The following is a 19,749-nucleotide window of genomic DNA, read 5'->3' as shown; positions in this document are numbered from 1 at the left end:
ATCGGGAGAAAGCATTTATTCACTCACCTGACAGTCTGGAGTGATGGCGCCCTCCAGACGGACGTTTCTGCGTTCGACGGTTCTCGTCACGACCAGCCTCATCGCCGGATGCACTGCTCCGGCGACCGACGGGAGCGACGACGCGGACAGTCCAGAGAACGAGACGCCGACCGAGACCCGGACGTCCACGCCGTCGGAGTCGGCGACCGACGCTCCGGAGAACGAGCCATTCGTCCTGCCCGAGTCGTCGGTGCGGACCGTGGGTGACGTGCGAATCGCCGTTGCGAATCCCGCCGTCAGAAAGGCGGCGGTCTACGAGTCCATCATGGGTTCCGGCGGCGTGCTCGCGCCGACCGACCGACAGTTCGTCGTCGCAGCGGTCCAGCACCGCGAAAGGGTGAATCCGGACGTGCCGACGGAACCGCCGTACGACGCCTTCGAACTCGTCGTCGACGGCGAGACGCACCCAGCGGTCGAAATCGAGGAGCGAACGACGGGCGCGTACACCACGTCGTTCGCTGACCGGGGGCGGTTCCGCTACGACGGGCCGCCGATACCGAAACCACGAACGGTCGGCTGGGTCGCCTTCGAGCCACCGTCGCCGCTCGATGCCGACGAAGCAACGATTCGCTGTCGCCACGACGGTGACGCCGCCGAGTGGTCGCTTCCGGGGGACGCAGTCACCGAACTCGGCCGCCGTGCGCCGACCTTCGAGTTACGGTCGTTCGAGGCCGAAGTCGGAAGCGCGGGGCTAAACGTCGAACTCTCGCTCGTTGTCGAAAACACGAGCGACGTCGACGGTGAGTTCCTCGCGGCAGTGTACTGGCCGACGACGGGTATCGCTGACGACGACGAATCGACTATCGTACGGGAAAACGTCGACCCAACCGGACGAGTCGAGTGGACGCAGCGGTTCAGTACCGAGTACTCGGGCGACGCGAACGGACAAGCGACGGCGAGCGTCGACGGGATGGTCTCGGCGTCGGAGACGGTCGACCTCGATACCGAGTCGACGACGCCGACAGAGACCACGACGATCACCGACTCGGCCGACTGACCCGACTCCCCGTCCCGCAACGCTCTTGCTTCCTGCTACGTACCCCTGAACAGATGGCTTCTCGCCTCCTCTCCGACGTCCTCCAACCTGTCGCCGTCGTCACGGCGGTGTTTCTCCTCCTCGTGCTGGTGAGCGGCGTGTGGCCGCCGATGGTCGCCATCGAGAGCGGGAGCATGGACCCGCACATGCAGAAAGGCGATATGGTCGTCATCACCGCCACCGACCGGTTTTCGGGGGGAAGCGCGGACGCCGCCGGGGTCGTGACCACCGACGACGACGGCGAGTACCGACGCTTCGTCGGCGACGGCGACGTGATAATCTACAACGCGCCGAACCGCGGGACGCCGATAATCCATCGGGCACGCTTCCGCGTCGAAGCGGGCGAAAACTGGTACGAGCGGGCGAACCAGTCGTATCTCCCCGCCGGTGTCGAGAGCTGCGACGAGCTCCGAAACTGCCCCGCGCCGCACGGCGGCTACGTGACGATGGGTGACGCCAACGGCGTCTACGACCAGGCGAAAGGCATCGCGCCCGTCGTGAAAGAGGAGTGGGTCCGCGCGAAGGCCGGCCTCCGAATCCCCTGTCTCGGGTGGCTTCGCCTCGTCGCCGAGGGCTCGGAACCGCTCGGTGGCGTCTCCTGCGGGTGAGAACTCCGAGCGAGGCCACCACAATCTACTCTTAGCCACTCCGCGTACGTGACGGCGTGTCAGGAACGGAAGGCGGGTCCGTCGTGCGGGAGTTCTTCGGCATTCTCGCCGCGATTTTCGTCGTCAGCGCGGTGCTCTTCGCCGTCGCCGGCGTCTGGCCGCCGGTCGTCGCCGTCGAGAGTGCGAGCATGCAGCCGAACCTCGACAGAGGTGACCTCGTCTTCGTCACCGACGTGGGTCGCTTCGGCGGCGACGGCATCGACGGGGACGGCATCACGACCGTCGAGGAGGCGGAATCGACCGCCCACGAGCGCTTCGGCCGACCCGGTGACGTGGTCGTCTTCGAGGAACCCGACCGGTACGGCGCGCCGACGCTGCACCGGGCGCATCTGTGGGTCGAAGCCGGCGAGAACTGGTACGACCGCGCCGACCCCGCGGCGATTCCGGCCGAGGCGGATAGCTGTGAGGAACTGGCGAACTGCCCGGCCCCGCACGCCGGGTTCGTCACGAAGGGCGACGGCAACCAGTACTACGACCAAGCGACCGGCTACGCCGAACCGGTTCGACCCGGCCGGATTCGCGCGAAAGCAGACGTCGGCGTCCCGATGCTCGGGTGGCTTCGTCTCCTCGTGACCGGCGTGCTGTAATCGTCGAGTTTGCGTCGCCGCCGGAGTCGGTGCCGAGTTCGGCGCACGCTTCACGCGGGTGTCGTGCGCCGTTCAGCGCCGTCCGTCGACGCCGGCCTCTCCGGCCAGTCGGTCGGTCTCGTCGTCGTCTTTCCACTCGCCGAGTTCCTTCGGGTCGACGTGGACGAACACGTCGTCGACTTCCGAGATCTCCCGTATCGACACGACGATGTCCGTCTCGATGTCGTGGGCCTCTCGGACGGTCATGTCGCCTTCGACTTCGATATGGAGGCTCACGTCGATCTCGGGGCCGACGTAGTGTGCAACTACGTCGTGAGCGCCGCGGACGTCCGGATGCGAGAGCGCGCGGCGGATAATCTCGCTTCGGAGGTCTTCCGGCGGCGCGCGGCCGACGAGGTAGTTCACGTTGTCGCGGACGATTTCGTACCCGGTGTAGCCGATGCCGAGGGAGACGACGGCGGCGGCGACGGGGTCGAGGATCGGTGCGCCGAGTCGAGTACCGAGCACGCCTACGAGCGCCGCACCGGCGGTGAGAATGTCGTTTCGGTTGTCGAGGGCGGCGGCGACGAGCGCGGGCGAGTTCTCTCGCTCGCCGACTCGGCGGCAGTATCGGTAGAGCGCGTACTTCGCGACGGCGCTGGCGGCGAGCACGCCGACGGCAGCGAGACCGACCGTCTCGCCGTAACTGCCGGTGAGCACGGACCGGACGGCTTGCCACAACACCGCCGCACCGGCCGCGAAGATGCCGACGGCGACGAACAACGAGACGAAGGGCTCGATTCGCTCGTGGCCGTGCGGGTGGTCGAGATCCGGCGGTTGCGTCGTGATGTAGAGGCCCGCGAGGACGACGAAACTGTAGACGGCGTCGGAGAGGCTGTTGACCGCCTCGGACCCGACGGCGAGGCTCCCGGTGGTGTACCACACCGCCGCTTTCGCCGTGGCGAGCGCGAGGTTCGCCGCGAGGACGACCATGCCGACGCGCCTGACGACCGCCTGCCGGTCCATCGGTCGAGGTACGCCACCGCCGCTGAAAGGTGCTTTGGAGTGACGGTCTGTGCCGCTGATTCACTCGGCATCGGGTGTGTCGACGGGTGCCGGGAGCCCGAGAAGAACTCAGTCGAACCGAATCCGAACCGCGGCGTCGTCACCCTCGACGGTCGCCCCCTCTTGCCCGGCAAAAGCGTCGTGGAGGCGGTCGTAGGTGTCTTCGAGGGCCTCGACGAGCACCTTGGTGTCGCCGATGACGGGCATGAAGTTCGTGTCGCCGGACCACCGGGGAACGACGTGGGTGTGGACGTGGTCCTCGATGGAGCCGCCGGCGGGGCCGCCGAGGTTGAGGCCGGCGTTGAAGGCGTCCGGGCCGAGCGCAGTGCGCAACGCCTCGAACGTCCGCTGTTTGAGTCGCGCGTGGTCGAACAGGTCCGCGTCAGTGAGGTCGGTGTACTCCCCGGTGTGACGGTAGGGGATGACCATCACGTGACCCGGGTTGTACGGGTAGTTGTTCAGGAGGACGAAGCAGCGGTCGCTCCGGGCGACGATACGGTTCTCTCTGTCTGCGTCGTCGGCCGGGAGCGTGCAGAACGGGCAGCCATCGCCGCCACTCTCGCGTTCGACCCACTCGATGCGCCACGGCGCGAACAGTCGGTCCATGGCACAGTCAGAGTCGCCAGTCGCTTAGGCGTATCTCACTGCGACTGTCGACGACCGCCTCGACGCGGTGACGGCACGGACGTGCGTGGTCACGGCCTCGACACCTGGATTGCGTTTTCCGTACGCGTCGACCTACCGGCCGAAAGTGTTTTACTTCGTTGCTTATCGGTCTGAACGGTTTGAACGGTCCCCCCGTTACGGGCGGTTAAAGTCGCCGCCGTCTCCCGATGAACGGTCGAAATGCTGCGGAACGGAGGTGTGTCTTTATTCGCAAATCGCTCATACTGTTGCCTGAAATGGCGACGAAACCCAGACCCGATGGGGTGACAGAGGCGTGTGGCCACTGCGGGAGGGAAACGACACACGACGTCCGTGTCGAAATTCGGACCGAGAGCAAGAAACCCGAGAACGCGGAGTTCTCGCGCGAGCCGTACCGTATCTCGGTCTGCGGCATCTGCGGCGCGGAGACGACACAGCGGATGAACAACGCGTGACCACGGCGGTTCCCCGAATCCTTCTCACATCTGCAACGTGCTCGAACGGAGGTCGGCGAAGCGGTGACTCGATATTCGAACGCACCGCGGAGACGTCCGGCCCGGCAGGCGGTCGTCGATAACGGTGTCGCGCTCGCGGCGAGGCTGACGCCGTGTAGAGTGACCTACGCGTGGGAAGCCGGAAATCCCGAGAACGAACCCGACTACGACGAGCTGCTGGCCGCCGTCGAAGCGTAGCGGCGGTCGCACGGTGCAAGCGGCCGCAGACGACTCTTTTCTCGGTTGAACCCGCGAGTAATGCGCGATTTCCGGCAGCGACGGCTCAGTTCGTCGTGATCTCGCAGCCGTCTTCGGTGACGATGACCGTGTGTTCGGCCTGACTGACGAGACAGCCGTCGTCTTCCTTCAGCACCGGATAGCCGTGGAGGATGTGGTTCTGTTCGAGGCGGCGAATCGCCATCTCCGCGCGGGGCACGTCGAGCCATCGGGCCGCGAAGGGGAGTGTCCGGTAGTGCTCTTTGACGCGGTCGAGCACCTGCCGAGCCTGTCGGTTGCGGACCGACCGGTCGTTTTCGAGGCTGTAGATCTCCTCTTTCGCGCCCTCGGTCACCTTCCCGCTACCGTCGGTGGCGAACGGTTCGACGGCGACCACGTCGCCGACCTGCAGTTCGACGCCGCGTTCCGCCCCGCGATTCGGGATGTTCGGCCCCGTGTGGGCGTCCCACTGCTGGACGCCGTGTCCCGAGAGGTTGAGAATCGGCGTGTAGCCGTAGCCGCGGATGACGTCCTCTATCTCCGCGCCGACAGCGCCCGTCTCCGCCCCGGGTTCGATGGCGTCGAGTGCGGCGGCGAGCGCCTCCTCGGACGCTTCGACGAGTTCGTCGTTGCCCGTGAGGTCGACGGTGACGGCGGCGTCGGCGATGTAGCCGTCGACGTGGACGCCGACGTCCAGACAGACCATATCCTCGCCGAACTCGGTGTCGTCGTCGCGGGCGGGCGTCGCGTGCGACGCCTCCTCGTTGACGCTGATGTTGACGGGGAATGCGCAGCCAGCGTCGTGTTCGGCGATGCGCGACTCGGCGTACTCGGCGACTTCGAGGTGCGTGACGCCGGGTTCGATCAGCTCCGCGGACTCGTCCAGTACGGTTCGGAGGATGTCGCCCGCCTCGCGGTACTTTTCGACCGTCTCGTCGTCGAGATGTCCGATGCTCATACCCGCAGGCTTTGACCGACCGACGCAAAGAGGTTGCGGGACGGCAACGCGATATCGATTGGGTCGGCGCTCCGCGAGCGTCGAAGAGTCGAACTCGTGGTCCCCGCGAACAACGTGCCCGTTGCTCTCGAAGACGTCTCTCCTCGCGGTGAGCCCCAGACCCGTTCGTCGGCCGTCGACGGGTGTCATCGGGAAGCGAGTCGCCGGACGACCGGAGCGGCCGACCGCCGAACGCCCCCGATTCGAGAGACGAACGGAGACCGAGCACGAACCGCATTCGAGCGGCCGAATCAGTCAACTAACGTTCAGTAATTAGAGCTTTTCGCAGAAAACCCCGAGACGGCGCAGTGACAGATGGTAGAGATAAGCTCCGCATGTGGGATGAAAACAGCCGTTCCGGTTTATTATCGAATCTGCGGTGATTGAAAGCGTGAGTTCCACAACCATACGGACGGCCGTCGCGTTAGTGACTGCGCTTCTGCTCGTAACGGCAGGCGTTCAGCCCGCGATGGGTGGTTCGGCGACGACGGCAAACGAGAACGTAACGTTCACCGACGTATCGGTGAGTGAGCTACAAGTAGAGGGCGGAACCGTCGAGAACGTCACGGTCGAGCGGTTGGTTGTCCAAGAGGTGCAGATCGGCGACCAAGGTACCGTCGACCAGGGCGTCTTCGAGGACGTCTCGTTCGATAGTATCGAGGCCAGCGGCGTCTCCATGGAGGACATCGAAGTCCAGGACGACGACGTGAACGAGGCCCAGGCGCGTGGCTACCTCGACTCTAACGAGAACGTCAGCCAGGTCGTCATCGGAGAGCTCCGCGTCAACACGCTCTCCGTCGACGAAGTGAACGTCGAGGAGGACCAGACGGGTCTGCTCTCCGGCGACTCGATGTCGAACGACTCGACGTCCAACGAGAGCGATTCGATGGGTGACTCCAACGAGAGCGACTCGATGGCCGGCGAATCGAGTCAGACGGGCGACTCCAACGGAACGATGGTCCTCGTGCGCGAGGTCAACGTCGACGAGATGGAAGTCGACTCGCTGACCATCCAGACGCTCCAGCAGTCGACGCCGATGCCGTCGGCGTTCGACGACACGGAGGGTACCCAGAACGTTTCGCTCAATGAGAACACGAACCAGACGCTTCAGGCGCTCGACCAGGCCGAGATGGCTATCGACGCCAACCGCGAGCAGTTCACTGACGAGCAGTACGTCCAGCTGAAGACGGAACTCGCCAATGTTCGCGCGGCGGTCGAAGACGGTGAGGTGACCGAAGAGGAATCCCAGCAGCTCTCCGAGTCCACCGAGAACATCCGTTCGACGCTCAACGAGTCCGACGTCTCCGACGAGCAGGTTCAGGGCGCAGTCGATAGACTGCCCGACGACGCTCGACAGGTCGGCTCCGGTGCCGGTGACATGATCGTCATCGACGCGGTCGACGTCGGCACCGCCGAAGTCGAGGAGATGACGACCGGCACCACGTCGGTTCGCGTCGCTTCCGACTGGAACAGTCTCGCTGTCACCGGTGTCGAAGGACCGTCCGAGATCTCCCCCGGTGAGACGTACAACGTCACCGTGACGGTTGTCAACCCGACCGACGAGACGACCGCAGACACGATCACCTACCGCGCCGGCCTCGGTGCGCCGACCAGCGAACTGGTCGTGCTCGAACCCGGCGAGACCCAGCAGGTAGAACTCGAAGTCCGCGGCCCGAGTCAGACCGCACTCGAACGGACGAACTCGCCGCAGCACATCGTCACCACGTCGAAGACTACCTACACCGTTCCGGTCTCCGCCAACGACACCGCACCCGGTAACTCCGGTGACGCTGGCAACGGGAACGGTAACGGCAACGGGAACAACAGCGGAAACAGCAGCGACAACTAACTGACGCCCTTCCGTCTCTTCGAGACGGGATTCCCTTTTTGACGTCGACTCGAACCGACAGCGACGCGTCCGCATACAGTCTCCGAAACTACCCTATCGCGTCGCGGCGCTCGTCTGCATCCCGTCGGTGTTGAACGCGCTTCCGGCCCCGTCGCCGTCGAGGACGATGATGCCCGCGTCGGAACCGGTGAGTTCACCGAACTCCGCCATCGCGCGGTCGGCGGCCGCCTGCGCGTCCAACCCCTCTTCGAGGTGACGCACCGCCCGCCGCGAGAGCGTCGCTTTGGCGATGTCTTCGCCCGCGCCGGTCGCGCTCGCGCCGCCGGCGGGCGCGCAGTAGAACCCGGAGCCGATCTGCGGAACGTCGCCGACACGGCCGGCGAGCGCGAACCAGCGTCCCCCCGTCGACGTCGCGGCGGCGAACGTCTCGCCGTCGCCGGCGACGGCTCCCACGGTGTCGTGACCGCCGAACCGCTCGCGGAGCCACTGTAGATGTTCCGTGGGACTCCCCTCCGGCGCGTCGCTGTCGGCCCAGCGCTCGCGACTCTTCTCGGTGAACAGGTCGACGCCCGTCTCGACGCCGTAGTCGGCGGCGAGGTCGACGGCGTGGTCGCCGGCGACGAGCACGTGCGGCGTCTCCTCCATGACCACCCGCGCGACCGAGACGGCGTGTTCGACGCCCGGCATGCTCGCCGCGGCCCCCGTCTCGCGGTCGCTCGTCATCACGCCCGCGTCGGTCCGGACGACGCCGTCGGACTGGACCGCGCCGCCGACACCCGCGTTGAACCGCTCGTTCGATTCGAGAACCTTCACCGCCTCCTCGACGGCGTCTAACGGCGTCGACTGCGCTGCGCCAGTTTCGGCCGCTTCGCCGAGCGTCGCCTGTCGGGGTTCGGGTTCGTCCGGACTCCCGCCCGCGCCGCCGTGTACGATGACGTGCATGGCGGCGGATGCGTACCGGGTGACAAAAAGGACGCCCAATCCGGCCAGCGAGACGGTCGACCGACTCGGCGCGTGACGCAAAAAACAGCAAACAGCGGTTGGTCGTTCAGTCGTCGTCGGAACTCACCGTACTGTCGCTGAACTCCGGCGAGCCGCGACTGGCGCGTCCGGCCCAGTTGTCGATGTTGTCGGCGACCCACCCGCGAGCGCCGAACCCGAGCGCGAGGCCGACGCCGATGGCGATGGCCGCGCCCAGCCCGTAGGCGACGGCCTGCGCGACGATGTAGAGGACGCGGACGCTGAATCCCATCGTGTCGAGGCCGATGACGAGCACGCTGAAGTAGAGGAACAGCCGGACGCCGTCGGCCAGGACCCCGCTGTAGCGCGTCTCGGTCGCCGTCGAACTCTGCTGGACGACGCGGGCGATGAAGTCCGCGACGATGAAGCCGAGGACGATGACGAGCAGTCCCGCGAGGAACGCCGGCAGGTACGAGACGGCGGTCGATATCCACTGCGAGAGCAGCGTGATGGCGAGCGCGTTCGCCGCGGCGAGGACGGCGAGCAGGTAGACGTAGTACGCTGCGAGTTTCCCGAGCGTACCGGAGACCGCCTGTTCGGTTCCACCCAACGCCCCTCCGACGGGCGTTCTGAGCGCCATCCGATCGATCTCGGCCCTATCGACGACCTCGCGGACGACACGCGCGACGACGCGTCCGACGACCCACCCGATGAGGAGGATGGCCAACGCGCCGATCAACCGCGGGACGAACGCGACGATCGACGAGACGGTATCCTGGAGGAACTCCGGGATACCGAGCTGCAGGGCGATGAATAACGGGACGAACGGTACGAACGCGGCGTTCGTCGTGTGTTCTGAGTCGGTACGTGCATCGGTGTCTATCGTGGACATAGCCACGTTACGGAAGAGCCCCGAGAGACTTGAATTCGTCGACTAAGAGAAGAAAATAACACCACAGTGGTGGCTATCCGAACCCCGGTGCTGTCACATCGCCCGAGCCGAACTGAGTGTTCCGGGCGAGTGAGCTACCGAAAGCGGTAGAATAGTTATTCAGCGCTTAGCTCGCCGTGTTCCGGCCGTCCGGAATCTCGGAGTATCTGCGCTGCAGTACCGTTCACGCGAAATATCAGACTTGACATGCCATGCGGACGGACACTCCGTTTCGACCGTCACCGCACGCCGTGGGCGCGGACGAGGTTCGGCCCGGCGACGACGAGTTTCGGGGTCGCTGTCTCGCCAGTGGTTCGTCCAAATATTGCCGTCGGAACTACAGAACGGCAGGCCTTTTACGCTGCCTCGGAAACTCACTGTTGTTCATGAGCTACGACAAAGTCGAGGTCCCCGAGGAGGGGCAGAAGATCACGGTCGCCGACGAGGAGACCGGCGAACTCGACGTTCCGGAGAACCCCATTATCCCCATCATCCACGGGGACGGAATCGGTACGGACGTCGGTCCCGCCGCGCAGAAGGTGCTCGACGCCGCCGCGGAGGCGACGGGCCGCTCCATCGCCTGGATGCGCGTCTACGCCGGCGAGTCCGCCCGCGAGAAGTACGACGAGAACCTCCCCGACGACACCGTTGAGGCCATCAAGGAGTTCAACGTCGCCATCAAGGGCCCGCTGACGACGCCCGTCGGCTCGGGCTTCCGCTCGCTCAACGTCGCGCTCCGCCAGAAGCTCGACCTCTACGCGAACGTCCGCCCGACCTACCACATCGACGGCGTCCCGTCGCCGGTCAAGAGTCCCGAGAAGATGGACATGGTCACGTTCCGTGAGAACACCGAGGACGTCTACGCCGGCATCGAGTGGGAAGCCGGCACCGACGACGTCGAGAAGGTCCGCGACTTCGTCGAAGACGAGATGGGCGCTACCGGCGTCATCCACGACGGCCCGGTCGGTATCGGTATCAAGCCAATCACCGAGTTCGGCTCGAAGCGCCTCGTCCGCGAGGCCATCGACTACGCCATCGAGAACGACCGCCCGTCGGTGACGCTCGTCCACAAGGGCAACATCATGAAGTTCACCGAGGCGGCGTTCCGCGACTGGGGCTACGAGGTCGCAGAAGAGGAGTACGACGAGACCATCACCGAGGACGAACTCTGGGAGGAGTACGACGGTGAGCGTCCCGAGGACAAGATCGTCGTCAAGGACCGCATCGCCGACAACATGCTCCAGCAGCTCCTCACTCGAACGGACCAGTACGACGTCATCGCCACGATGAACCTCAACGGCGACTACATGTCCGACGCCGCCGGCGCGCAGATCGGTGGCCTCGGCATCGCGCCGGGCGCGAACTTCGGCACCGCCCGTTGTCTCGCCGAGCCGGTCCACGGCAGCGCGCCGAAGTACGCCGGTCAGGACAAGGTCAACCCGACCGCGATGATTCTCTCCGGTCGCCTGATGCTCGAGTACATGGGCTGGAAGGACGCCGGTCAGCTGGTCAAGGACGCCGTCGAGGAGACCATCTCCTCGGGCGACGTCACCTACGACCTCCACCGCCAGATCGAGGGCGGCAACAAACTCGCCACGAGCGAGTTCGCCGACAAGGTCGTCGAGAACATCGAAAAGCTCTCGTAGAGGGTCTCCCCAGCTCGCGCGGTAATCCGCGATTTTTCGAGAACGATTCAGAAAACAGTACCGTCTCGGACGACGATCTCACTCTCTTTCGTCTCCGGTGTCGTCCAGAGCATCGTCTCGGCGAAACGGCTCGTGATTCGACCGGCGCTACTCCTGCCAGTCGGGGTTCGTTCGAGGCGGACTGAAGACGTCGACGCCGCGGACGGGTTCGTCGCCGCGGTTCTCGGCGCTGTGGGGTTCGTCGCCGGGGATGACGTAGGAGTCGCCCTCGGTGACGCGAATCTCCTCACCGCCGACCACGAACGTGAGCGTCCCCTGCGTGATGTAGCCCGTCTGTTCGTGCGGGTGGTCGTGTTCGGGCACCGACGCGCCCGCGGCGATGTGGAAGTGCTGGACGCTCATCTTCTCGCCCGCGGCGAGTTGGGCGAGGTGCACGTCGGGTACGGCTTCGGTCGTCTCCACGTCTGACAGCGACAGTCGGTCCATGCGAACTGCGCGCACGCCGGCCCGATAAAGATAGCGCGAGTCAGCGCGGTGCACGGAGTTCCGCGTACGGCGTCGGACGTTCGAGAACGACGTTGACTACCGCACCGAGAAGGACGAGGACGCCGCCGAGGTAGAGCCACGTCACGAACAGCAGCACCGCCCCGAGGACACCGTAGGCTTGGTACTGGGAGGCGTTCTGCGCGTAGTACAGAAACCCCAACTGGAGCAGCAGCCATCCCCCAGCGGTGACCGCGGTACCGGGGATGACGTGTTTGAACGTCACCGAAACCGGTGGGAGGATGTAGTAGATCGGCAGCAGGACGAGAACGAGCAGGACGAACAGCGCGAGCGTCGTCACGAACACCGGGTACGGAATCGAGAGGTCGACGAACGTGAGGAGCAGGCCCGCACCGACCATGAGCCCGATGGCGACGAGGACGATGCCGAGGACGAGCAGTCCGTCGAGCAACCGTCGGAAGAACCCGACGGAGTGGAAACTGCCGTACACTTCGCCGAACGCCTTCGAGAGCCCGCGAAACATCTTCAGCGCGGCCCAGAGGAGAAACGCGAGACTGACGAGACTCGCTCCCCCGCGCCCCGTGGAACTGGTCAGTGCCTGTTCGAGCACCTGCCGACCGCTCTCGGAGATGTACGCGCTCACCTGGCCGAGCGACTGCATCACCACCCGCCCCTCGCCGACGGACGCGGCGATGACGAAAACGAGAATCGCGAGCGGGATGAACGATTGGAGCGCGTAGTGGGCGAACGCCGCCGCGAGAAACGTGATATCTCGGTCCCGGGCGACGCGGACGACGGTTCGGAGCGTACTGGTCAGTCCCACACAGAGTCACTACTCACGGACAAACTGCAACGGTTCGGAGTAAATCGTTTCTTCACGCTGTGTGCGACAGTCGTCGATACCGATAGCTCTCGGGCGAGCAGTAGATTCAAACCCGTCGCCCGACCACAGCGAGATATGTACGCCGTCGTCGGCTGTAACGGCTGTTCGAACATCTGGATTCTGGAGAACCCGCGCGAGCAGGCGTCGGCGCAGTGCTCTCGCTGCGGCAAGCGCCACCAAACGAAGAAACTGCGGAAGATGTACACCGCCGAGGACCACGACGCCGCCCGGCAGGTTCGCTCGGCGATACTCGCCGAGAAGCAGGGCGCGTCGGAGGCGTTCTCGAATCTCGACTCGGTCGCCGAGATGGAGGGACGACTCGACGACGCGCACATCTCCGACCGCGAGTATCTCGAACGGTCGGGGCTCGACGCCGACGAAGTCGCCGCCGCGGGCGACAGTTCGTCCGCGTCTTCGAGCAAATCGCGGCGCGAACTCGTCGAGGAAGCCGTAAGCGAACAGGAGCGACCGACCGAAGACGAAGTGGTCGGCTACGCCGCCGAACGCGGCGTGCCCGCGGAGAAGGCGCGAGACATCCTAGAGAAACTCACGCTGGGCGGCGACGTCTCCGAGAGCGGCGGCCGGTACCGGTCGCTCTGAGTCGTCCGAGAACCGTCCGAGAACGTTCAGAGTTCGGTGCCCAGCGCAAGCACGCCGCCGACGACGAAGAAGATGATACCCGCCCCGACACCGAAGTCGCCGAACGCAAGCACACAGAACAGTCCGACGGCCGCGAAATACAGTCCGAGAAGTACGGTGCGAATGTCGTCAAGCGCACCGAGAACAGCAGTCCGTTGTGAAGCCATGCCCCGATTTCGAACGTCCGGAGCTTAATTCCACCTTAATCCGAAATCCAAAATCCGCGGCGGTGTGGACCTACCGACCCAGTTCCTCGTGTGCGCTCGACAGATGCCGCGACCCGAGCGCCGCCAGAAGCGAGAGCTCGCCCGCGAGCGACCCGACGGCGATGGCTTCGGCGAGCGCGTCCGCGTTCGCTCCGGCGGGGTCGCCGCTGCCGCGGACGCCGATGATGTCGAGGCCCTCGGCCTGCGTCGGGAGTTTGGTCCCGCCGCCGACGGTGCCGACTTCGAGGCTCGCCAAAGAGACGGAGACGTAGAGGTCTCCGCTCTGGACTTCGGCGGTCGTGATGGCGTTCGAGCCTTCGACGACCTGCGCGGCGTCCTGGCCCGTGGCGAGGAACATCGCGGCGACGACGTTGGCGACGTGGGCGTTGAAGCCGAGACTGCCGGCCTTGGCGCTGCCGACGAGATTCTTCCGGGTGTTGATTTCGGCGATCGCCTCGGGCGTGGTGTGGAGTCGGTCCTCGACGACTTTTCGGGGTATCGTCACGTCCGCCGTGACGCTCCGACCCCGCCCCTCGACGGCGTTGATGGCGGCGGGCTTCTTGTCGGTGCAGAGGTTGCCCGAGAGCGCGACGAGCGAGGCTGTCGTCTCCCCCTCGACTACGTCGCAGGCGGCTTGCGTCGCGATGGTGGCCATGTTCATCCCCATCGCGTCCTTCGTGTCGTAGCGGAAGCGGAGGAAGACGGAGTTGCCGACGACGTACGGCGTCACGTCGAGCAGTTCGCCGTGACTGGTCGTCTCCTCGGCCGCCTCCTTCAGCGCCGGTTCGTTGTCGCGGACCCACGAGACGAGCGCCTCGGCTTCGACCACGTCTGCGACGCTGAACACCGGCGCGCGGGTCATTCCGGACTTCGTCACTCGCGCCCGAGCGCCGCCCGCGGCGTCGACGACCGAGAGGCCGCGGTTCACGGAGGCCAAAAGCGCCCCCTCGGTCGTCGCCAGCGGGAGGTAGTGCTCGCCCGAGAGCGCGCCGCCGTCGTCACCGGAATGCGCAGCACCCTGGTTGCTCGTCGAGGTTTCCTCGACGTTGATGGTGACGGGACCGACGACGCCCATCGGAATCTGGGCCGCGCCGATCATGTTTTCGATGTTCGGGTCGGCCTGCTCGGCGGGAAACGCGTAGTCGCCGACGGCGTCGAGCGATGCGCCGGACTGCTCCCCGACGAGGAGTCGGCGTGCCGCCGTCGCGGTGTCGGCGTCGGCGTGGTCTTCGAGTTCGTGGAATCTGAGGTCGCCGTCGCGGACGCGGTCGGCGAGGGCTTCGGCCGCCTCAGGGTCCGGACTCGGCGCGGCAGAGTCGGTCATGCGAAGCAGTGGTTTCGGCGGTCGCTAAGGGTTGTCGGTTCGACTCCTCCGACCGCCCCGACGGCACCGACCGGGTCGCTCTTTTGACTGCGCCGAAAACACAAAGTAACCAGCAAACCGAGAGTTGTGAAGGGGTCGCGTAGGGCGACGGAGGTGCGATGAAAACCGTCCGACACAGCGCTGGCCTGGGTTGTTACGGGAGTGACAACAGAGCGGTTGCACCCGCAGAAACAACAAATATATTATATGTTTGTCGCCCTCTCTACCGAACGATGAACGACTCCATTTCTGAACTCGGTAGCGGCCAGACGCTCGACGTCGCGTTGACCGCACTGACGAGCGAGCGCCGTCGGCACGTCATCCGCTGTCTGAGCGAATCTCGGACGCCGACCTCGCTCGCGGACCTGTCGACGGAGATCGCGGCACGGGAGTTCGACGCGGCGAGCGGAGAGCCCTCGCCGGAGGCGGTCAAGCGGGTCCATCTGACGCTGTATCACGCTCACGTTCCGGCGCTCGAGGACGCGAACCTGCTCGACTACGACGCGGAGCGAGAGTCGGTCGCCCTGTCGAAACGTGGGACGCGAGCGAAACGGCTCATCGCGGCCCTCGAAGCGAATTTCCCCGACGTTGTATAAGTGTCCGCCTCGTTGAAGGCGGTATGTCGAGCGAACGGACCGCTAGCGATGCGTTGGAGGCGTTGGGTCTGACGCAGTACGAGGCGGAGTGCTTCGTCGCGCTCGTGCGGGTCCCGAAGGCGACCGCAGCGGAGATCAGCGACATCTCGGGCGTCCCCCGGTCTCGGGTGTACGATTCCGTCGACCGACTGAACGATCGGGGACTGGTGGACACACAGGAGTCGGAGCCGCGGCGATTCAGGGCGGTATCGACCGACGAGGCGCTGGAGAAACTCCGGCGGGAGCACAGCGCGACGCTCGAAGCGGCTGGCCGGGCGCTGGGTCGACTGGAGACGAAAAAATCGCCGGAGGAGAAGGGCGTGTGGGCCATCGCGAGCGCGGAGCACGTGAACGACCGAATTACCACCTTGCTCGACGACGCCGAGGAGCGCGTCCACCACATCGTCGCCGACGAGCGGGTGCTGAGCGAGACGGTGCTCGACCGGCTGGCGGCGGCGACCGACCGCGGCGTCTCGGTCGTGATAGAGGTTCCGTCGGAGTCGGTGCAAGAGCGCGTCCGGCGAGCCGTCCCGGAGGCTGACGTGCCGATTTTCGGCGGGCTTCGGGAGTCCGAGAAGGTGGTGGACAAGTGGCCGGGACAGGCGCTGATGGTCGACCGACACGCCGTGCTCGCCAGCGGCGTCGAACAGCACGGTCTCCCCGACGTGACGAAGGAGACGGCGGTCTGGACCACGGGGCGCGACCACGGGTTCGCCACGTGGATGCGCGAACTGCTCGGAGACCGGTTGGAGCGCACCGGGCGCTCGGAGGAGCGCTGAGTTCGAGGCGGGTCGACGACGTGGCCGGATCTTAGCCGTCGAACGCCTGCATGACCTTCGTCTCGGCCTTCTGCAGGTGCTCGGCGGCCGTACTCGGTGCGCAGCCGAGAACCGCCGCAACGTCCTCCTGATTCGCTCTCCGAGGTATCTCGTAGTATCCGAGATCCAGCGCGGTATCGACGGCCTCGCGCTGGCGGTCGCTCAGCAACGCCTCCAACAACCCCGGCACCGCGTTCAGTCCGCCGATCTGGGTCACCTCGACGGTTATCGGCTCCGGAACGGCGTCGATAGCCGTCTGAATCTCGTCTGCCGGACCGTACACCGAGTACGAGACGGTCCCGTCCTCTTCGTACTCCACGGGCGGGATGACCACCACAGGAGCGTTCGAGATTACGCCGAACAACTGTCGCAGCGGCTCGGTCGTCGCGTCCCTGATGTAGACGTAGAACTCGTCGGACCCCACCCGCGTCAGCTCGAACGCGACGACCTCCGGAATCGTTTCGATGGACGCCCGAAACGCCGTCGCGTCGCCTTCGACGTAGTGCATGATACCGAGTTCGTCCTCGGTGTAGTTCCAGTGCATCGCGGTCGCGCGTTCGACGAACGGCGCGTTGACGAGCAGGTCGTACATGGGATGGACCTCTGCCTCACGGCCGCCCGCATCGAGCGTCAGTCGCACGTGTTTCATACCCCGACGTTCGACGGCTGGCTTAAATGACCCGGGTAACTGCGGCAGTGAAGACTCGCTCACCGCCGCCCAACGTCGAGCTACAGAGATGAACGTATTCGTCACCGGTGCGACCGGAGTGCTGGGCCGCCGCCTCGTCGGCGAACTCGTCGACCGCGGCCACTACGTCGTCGGTCTCGCCCGCGATGCCGACGGAGCAGAGCTAGTCGACGCCGCGGGAGCGACACCGTCGCTCGGCGACGTTCTCGACCCTGATTCGCTGGAGGCTCCGGTATCCGACGCCGACGCCGTCGTCCACGCGGCGACGTCGATACCGAGCGCGACGAAGCCGACCGACGACGACTGGCGGCGAAACGACGAAGTCCGACTGGACGGCGCGAGAAACCTCGTCAAAGTCGCCGACGGGGAGTTCGATCGGTTTCTCTTTCCGAGCGTCGTCTGGGTCGCCCGACAGCCGGACGGGTCGCGTTTCGACGAAGACGCCGACCCGCACCCGACCCGCGCGACGCAGTCGGCTATCGACACCGAGGCGTATCTCGACGAGGCGGCGGTCGCGTTCGGGTTCGACCTCACCGTGCTCCGCTGCGGGTACTTCTACGCGCCGGACGCGACGCACACCCAGCAGTTCGGGAGACGCCTCCTCGAAGGGACGCTTCCGATTATCGGTGGCGGGACGCTCGGTCGTCGCGACGCCGAACTCTCGTTTTTGCACGCGGACGACGCGGCGCGAGCGTTCGCCGACGCGCTCGATAGCGACGCGACCGGTCTGTATCACGTCGTGGACGACGAACGAGTTTCGGTGGCCGACTTCCTCGAAGCGTTTGCCGCGCGTCTCGGGGCGTCGACACCGCGGCGGATTCCCGGATGGCTCGCCAAGTTCTTCGTCGGATCCGCGACGACGACGACGCTGACGACGTCTATGCCGACGGACGGCGAACGGTTCCGTCGCGACGTCGGATGGAGTCCGGCGTACCCGACGTACCGAGACGGGCTGCGGCAGATAATCGACTCGTGGAAGACGGACGGAACAATCCGGGAGCGTTCCGAGGGATACGAGTGGGTGGGCGACGCCGGAGCGCGTACACCGAGCGGCGTGTGACGGTCTCGTCTATCGCTGGCCGTCCATCAGCGTCGGCACAGTAGAACGGAGCGCCGTCGCTCGACCCAACGCCCGCTTCCCGAACGATTTTGCCGTTCGCCCGCCCCACGACCACCATGACCGAAGCAGCAGACCTCCTCCTCGTGAACGCGGAGGTCCACAGCCTCGTCGGTGCCGACGGAGCCGCCGCCGGCGACGCCGACGAGGTGTACGAAGCGCTCGCCGTCCGAGACGGCGAGCTCGTCCGACTCGGCTCCACGTACGACGTGGAGTTCCTCGCCGGAGCCGAGACCGAAGTCGTCGACCTCGACGGTCGGGTCGTCCTCCCCGGCTTCGTCGACGCGCACGTCCACCTCTCGATGACCGGCCGCTACCTCGTCCACGCGAACCTCTCGGGGGCGTCGGGACCGGCGGAGGCCGTCGACCGCCTCCGCGAGCGGGCCGCCGAGGCCGGGTCCGAGGGAGGCGGCGACGACTGGATTCAAGGCTACGGCTACGACGAGAGCACGTGGTCGGAGTCGCGCTATCTCACCCGCGAGGACCTCGACGCCGTCTCCGACTCCCGGCCGGTGGTCGCCTTCCGCGAGGACATGCACGTCGCGTCGCTGAACTCCGTCGCGCTCGACCGCTGTCGCGGCCGGATGCCCGACGGTGACGTCCACACCGAGGGCGGCGACCCGACCGGCGTCGTCGTCGAGGAGGCCGTCGACCCGGTGTTCGAGGCGGTCGAACCCGACGCCGCGGAGATGCGCGAACTGCTCGACGCCGCACAGCGCCGGGCCAACGAACTCGGCGTCACGGGCGTCCACGACATGGTCCGGCGCTCGCACGCGCCGCAGATGTACCGGGAGATGGACCTCGCCGCCGAGCTCTCGCTGCGCGTCAGAATCAACTACTGGGCCGACCACCTCGACGCGCTCTGCGAGACGGGTCTACGGACGAACCACGGCAGCGAAATGGTCCGGACGGGCGCGATAAAGAGCTACACCGACGGGAGTTTCGGCGGTCGAACCGCGAAACTCTCCGAACCGTACAGCGACGACGAGAGTGCGACCGGTCAGTGGGTCGTCGACCCCGAGGAACTGGGCGACATCGTCGCCCGCGCCGACGACGCCGGGTTCCAGGTGACCGCCCACGCCATCGGCGACGAGGCTATCGACGCCGTGCTGGACGCCTACGCGGCGACCGAGAACCCGGGGGCGATGCGCCACCGCGTCGAGCACGTCGAACTCGCCTCCGACGAGGCCATCGAGCGGTTCGGCGAGATGGGTGTCGTCGCCTCCGTCCAGCCGAACTTCCTGAAGTGGGCCGGCGAAGGCGGGCTGTACGACGCTCGGCTGGGCGACCGGCGGACGGAGACGAACCGCTACCCGGCGCTGCTCGACGCGGGCGCGCCGCTTGCGTTCGGCTCCGACTGCATGCCGCTGGACCCGCTATTGGGCGTTCACTGGGCGGTCAACGCGCCCGCCGAGAGCCAGCGTCTGAGTGTCACCGAGGCGCTTCGGGCGTACACGCTCGGCGCAGCGTACGCCGGATTCGACGAAGAACGGCTGGGAAGCGTCGAGGTCGGCAAACGCGCCGACCTGACCGTGCTCGACGGGTCGCCGTGGGAGCGGTCGGAGGCGATTCGAGAGCTCGGCGTGGCGATGACCGTCGTCGACGGCGACGTGGTGTTCGACGGTCGATAACCTCGGTCCCGCTATCGAGGGAGAGAGACGCTCTCCTGCTTTTCGACTATCGAGCCACAGCGTTCTTTCTTCGGCCTCCCTACCAGAGAGGTGCGGCCTGACATCCCGAGGCGAGTACGCCCTGCTCGTCTC

General features: G+C 66.0%; 22 protein-coding genes. 12 read left to right on the top strand and 10 right to left on the bottom strand.

The genetic code is table 11. The features are described from left to right. The first annotated feature begins 43 nt into the window (after positions 1–43). Genes LAQ73_RS10295 through LAQ73_RS10285 form a run of 3 tightly spaced genes read left to right on the top strand, consistent with a single transcriptional unit; the run spans position 44 to position 2,351 of the window. Positions 44–1,057, top strand: coding sequence for a hypothetical protein (locus LAQ73_RS10295; protein WP_224268204.1), 1,014 nt, complete (start codon positions 44–46; stop codon positions 1,055–1,057). Positions 1,058–1,110: 53 nt separating this feature from the next. Beyond that, a complete protein-coding gene (locus tag LAQ73_RS10290; protein WP_224268203.1) occupies positions 1,111–1,704 on the top strand; it encodes a S24/S26 family peptidase in 594 nt (197 codons plus the stop codon). Between the two features lie 56 nt (positions 1,705–1,760). Further along, on the top strand, positions 1,761–2,351 hold the full coding sequence (locus LAQ73_RS10285; protein ID WP_224268202.1) for a S26 family signal peptidase: 591 nt from the start codon (positions 1,761–1,763) through the stop codon (positions 2,349–2,351). Between the two features lie 72 nt (positions 2,352–2,423). Here LAQ73_RS10285 and LAQ73_RS10280 read toward each other — a convergent pair whose 3' ends face one another. Further along, on the bottom strand, positions 2,424–3,356 hold the full coding sequence (locus tag LAQ73_RS10280) for a cation diffusion facilitator family transporter (RefSeq protein ID WP_224268201.1): 933 nt from the start codon (positions 3,354–3,356) through the stop codon (positions 2,424–2,426). Between the two features lie 108 nt (positions 3,357–3,464). After that, positions 3,465–4,001, bottom strand: coding sequence for an HIT family protein (locus LAQ73_RS10275; RefSeq protein WP_224268200.1), 537 nt, complete (start codon positions 3,999–4,001; stop codon positions 3,465–3,467). 296 nt (positions 4,002–4,297) lie between these two features. Here LAQ73_RS10275 and LAQ73_RS10270 point away from each other — a divergent pair, with 296 nt between their 5' ends. Both LAQ73_RS10270 and LAQ73_RS10265 read left to right on the top strand, forming a co-directional pair. Beyond that, entirely contained in the window at positions 4,298–4,495 is a 198-nt protein-coding gene (locus LAQ73_RS10270) for a DUF7835 family putative zinc beta-ribbon protein (protein WP_224268199.1), read from the top strand. 63 nt (positions 4,496–4,558) lie between these two features. Further along, a complete protein-coding gene (locus LAQ73_RS10265) occupies positions 4,559–4,732 on the top strand; it encodes a hypothetical protein (RefSeq protein WP_224268198.1) in 174 nt (57 codons plus the stop codon). 85 nt (positions 4,733–4,817) lie between these two features. On the opposite strand, the gene map is transcribed toward LAQ73_RS10265, so the two are convergent. Continuing rightward, the gene (map, locus tag LAQ73_RS10260; RefSeq protein WP_224268197.1) at positions 4,818–5,708 is read right to left on the bottom strand and encodes a type II methionyl aminopeptidase; all 891 of its coding nucleotides are present in this window, start codon (positions 5,706–5,708) and stop codon (positions 4,818–4,820) included. A gap of 430 nt (positions 5,709–6,138) precedes the next feature. Here map and LAQ73_RS10255 point away from each other — a divergent pair, with 430 nt between their 5' ends. Beyond that, positions 6,139–7,596, top strand: a complete 1,458-nt coding sequence (locus tag LAQ73_RS10255; RefSeq protein ID WP_224268196.1) for a hypothetical protein — start codon at positions 6,139–6,141, stop codon at positions 7,594–7,596. Positions 7,597–7,689: 93 nt separating this feature from the next. Here the strand turns inward: LAQ73_RS10255 and LAQ73_RS10250 are convergent, their stop codons facing one another. Next, positions 7,690–8,538: an isoaspartyl peptidase/L-asparaginase gene (locus LAQ73_RS10250; RefSeq protein ID WP_224268195.1), complete on the bottom strand. Its 849-nt coding sequence runs from the start codon at positions 8,536–8,538 to the stop codon at positions 7,690–7,692. Between the two features lie 106 nt (positions 8,539–8,644). Further along, positions 8,645–9,448 (bottom strand): mechanosensitive ion channel family protein, encoded by an 804-nt coding sequence (locus LAQ73_RS10245; RefSeq protein WP_224268194.1) that lies wholly within the window; start codon positions 9,446–9,448, stop codon positions 8,645–8,647. 425 nt (positions 9,449–9,873) lie between these two features. Here LAQ73_RS10245 and icd point away from each other — a divergent pair, with 425 nt between their 5' ends. After that, the gene (icd, locus tag LAQ73_RS10240; protein WP_224268193.1) at positions 9,874–11,133 is read left to right on the top strand and encodes an isocitrate dehydrogenase (NADP(+)); all 1,260 of its coding nucleotides are present in this window, start codon (positions 9,874–9,876) and stop codon (positions 11,131–11,133) included. A gap of 147 nt (positions 11,134–11,280) precedes the next feature. On the opposite strand, the gene LAQ73_RS10235 is transcribed toward icd, so the two are convergent. Next, entirely contained in the window at positions 11,281–11,619 is a 339-nt protein-coding gene (locus LAQ73_RS10235) for a cupin domain-containing protein (RefSeq protein ID WP_224268192.1), read from the bottom strand. A gap of 40 nt (positions 11,620–11,659) precedes the next feature. Next, on the bottom strand, positions 11,660–12,460 hold the full coding sequence (locus tag LAQ73_RS10230; protein ID WP_224268191.1) for a YihY/virulence factor BrkB family protein: 801 nt from the start codon (positions 12,458–12,460) through the stop codon (positions 11,660–11,662). A gap of 135 nt (positions 12,461–12,595) precedes the next feature. Here LAQ73_RS10230 and LAQ73_RS10225 point away from each other — a divergent pair, with 135 nt between their 5' ends. Then, entirely contained in the window at positions 12,596–13,120 is a 525-nt protein-coding gene (locus LAQ73_RS10225) for a DUF5817 domain-containing protein (protein ID WP_224268190.1), read from the top strand. Between the two features lie 26 nt (positions 13,121–13,146). On the opposite strand, the gene LAQ73_RS10220 is transcribed toward LAQ73_RS10225, so the two are convergent. Next, entirely contained in the window at positions 13,147–13,326 is a 180-nt protein-coding gene (locus LAQ73_RS10220) for a hypothetical protein (RefSeq protein WP_224268189.1), read from the bottom strand. Positions 13,327–13,396: 70 nt separating this feature from the next. After that, complete coding sequence (gene hmgA / locus LAQ73_RS10215; protein WP_224268188.1) at positions 13,397–14,689, bottom strand: hydroxymethylglutaryl-CoA reductase (NADPH); 1,293 nt, start codon at positions 14,687–14,689, stop codon at positions 13,397–13,399. A 272-nt stretch (positions 14,690–14,961) separates the two neighbouring features. Here hmgA and LAQ73_RS10210 point away from each other — a divergent pair, with 272 nt between their 5' ends. Both LAQ73_RS10210 and LAQ73_RS10205 read left to right on the top strand, forming a co-directional pair. Next, positions 14,962–15,324, top strand: coding sequence for a DUF7344 domain-containing protein (locus LAQ73_RS10210; RefSeq protein ID WP_224268187.1), 363 nt, complete (start codon positions 14,962–14,964; stop codon positions 15,322–15,324). A gap of 23 nt (positions 15,325–15,347) precedes the next feature. Continuing rightward, the gene (locus LAQ73_RS10205; protein WP_224268186.1) at positions 15,348–16,142 is read left to right on the top strand and encodes a TrmB family transcriptional regulator; all 795 of its coding nucleotides are present in this window, start codon (positions 15,348–15,350) and stop codon (positions 16,140–16,142) included. 31 nt (positions 16,143–16,173) lie between these two features. Here LAQ73_RS10205 and LAQ73_RS10200 read toward each other — a convergent pair whose 3' ends face one another. Then, positions 16,174–16,830 (bottom strand): helix-turn-helix domain-containing protein, encoded by a 657-nt coding sequence (locus LAQ73_RS10200; protein ID WP_224268185.1) that lies wholly within the window; start codon positions 16,828–16,830, stop codon positions 16,174–16,176. Positions 16,831–16,918: 88 nt separating this feature from the next. Between LAQ73_RS10200 and LAQ73_RS10195 the strand changes: the two genes are divergently transcribed. Next, on the top strand, positions 16,919–17,929 hold the full coding sequence (locus LAQ73_RS10195) for an NAD-dependent epimerase/dehydratase family protein (protein ID WP_224268184.1): 1,011 nt from the start codon (positions 16,919–16,921) through the stop codon (positions 17,927–17,929). Positions 17,930–18,045: 116 nt separating this feature from the next. Beyond that, positions 18,046–19,617 carry an amidohydrolase gene (locus LAQ73_RS10190; RefSeq protein ID WP_224268183.1) on the top strand — a complete coding sequence of 524 codons (1,572 nt, stop codon included), beginning with the start codon at positions 18,046–18,048 and terminating at the stop codon, positions 19,615–19,617. Positions 19,618–19,749 lie beyond the last annotated feature (132 nt).

The sequence above is a fragment of the Haloprofundus salinisoli genome, from assembly GCF_020097815.1.
Lineage (GTDB): Archaea > Halobacteriota > Halobacteria > Halobacteriales > Haloferacaceae > Haloprofundus > Haloprofundus salinisoli.
The sequence above is the reverse complement of the archived record's forward strand: the minus strand, read 5'-3'. Positions and strand labels throughout refer to the sequence as shown.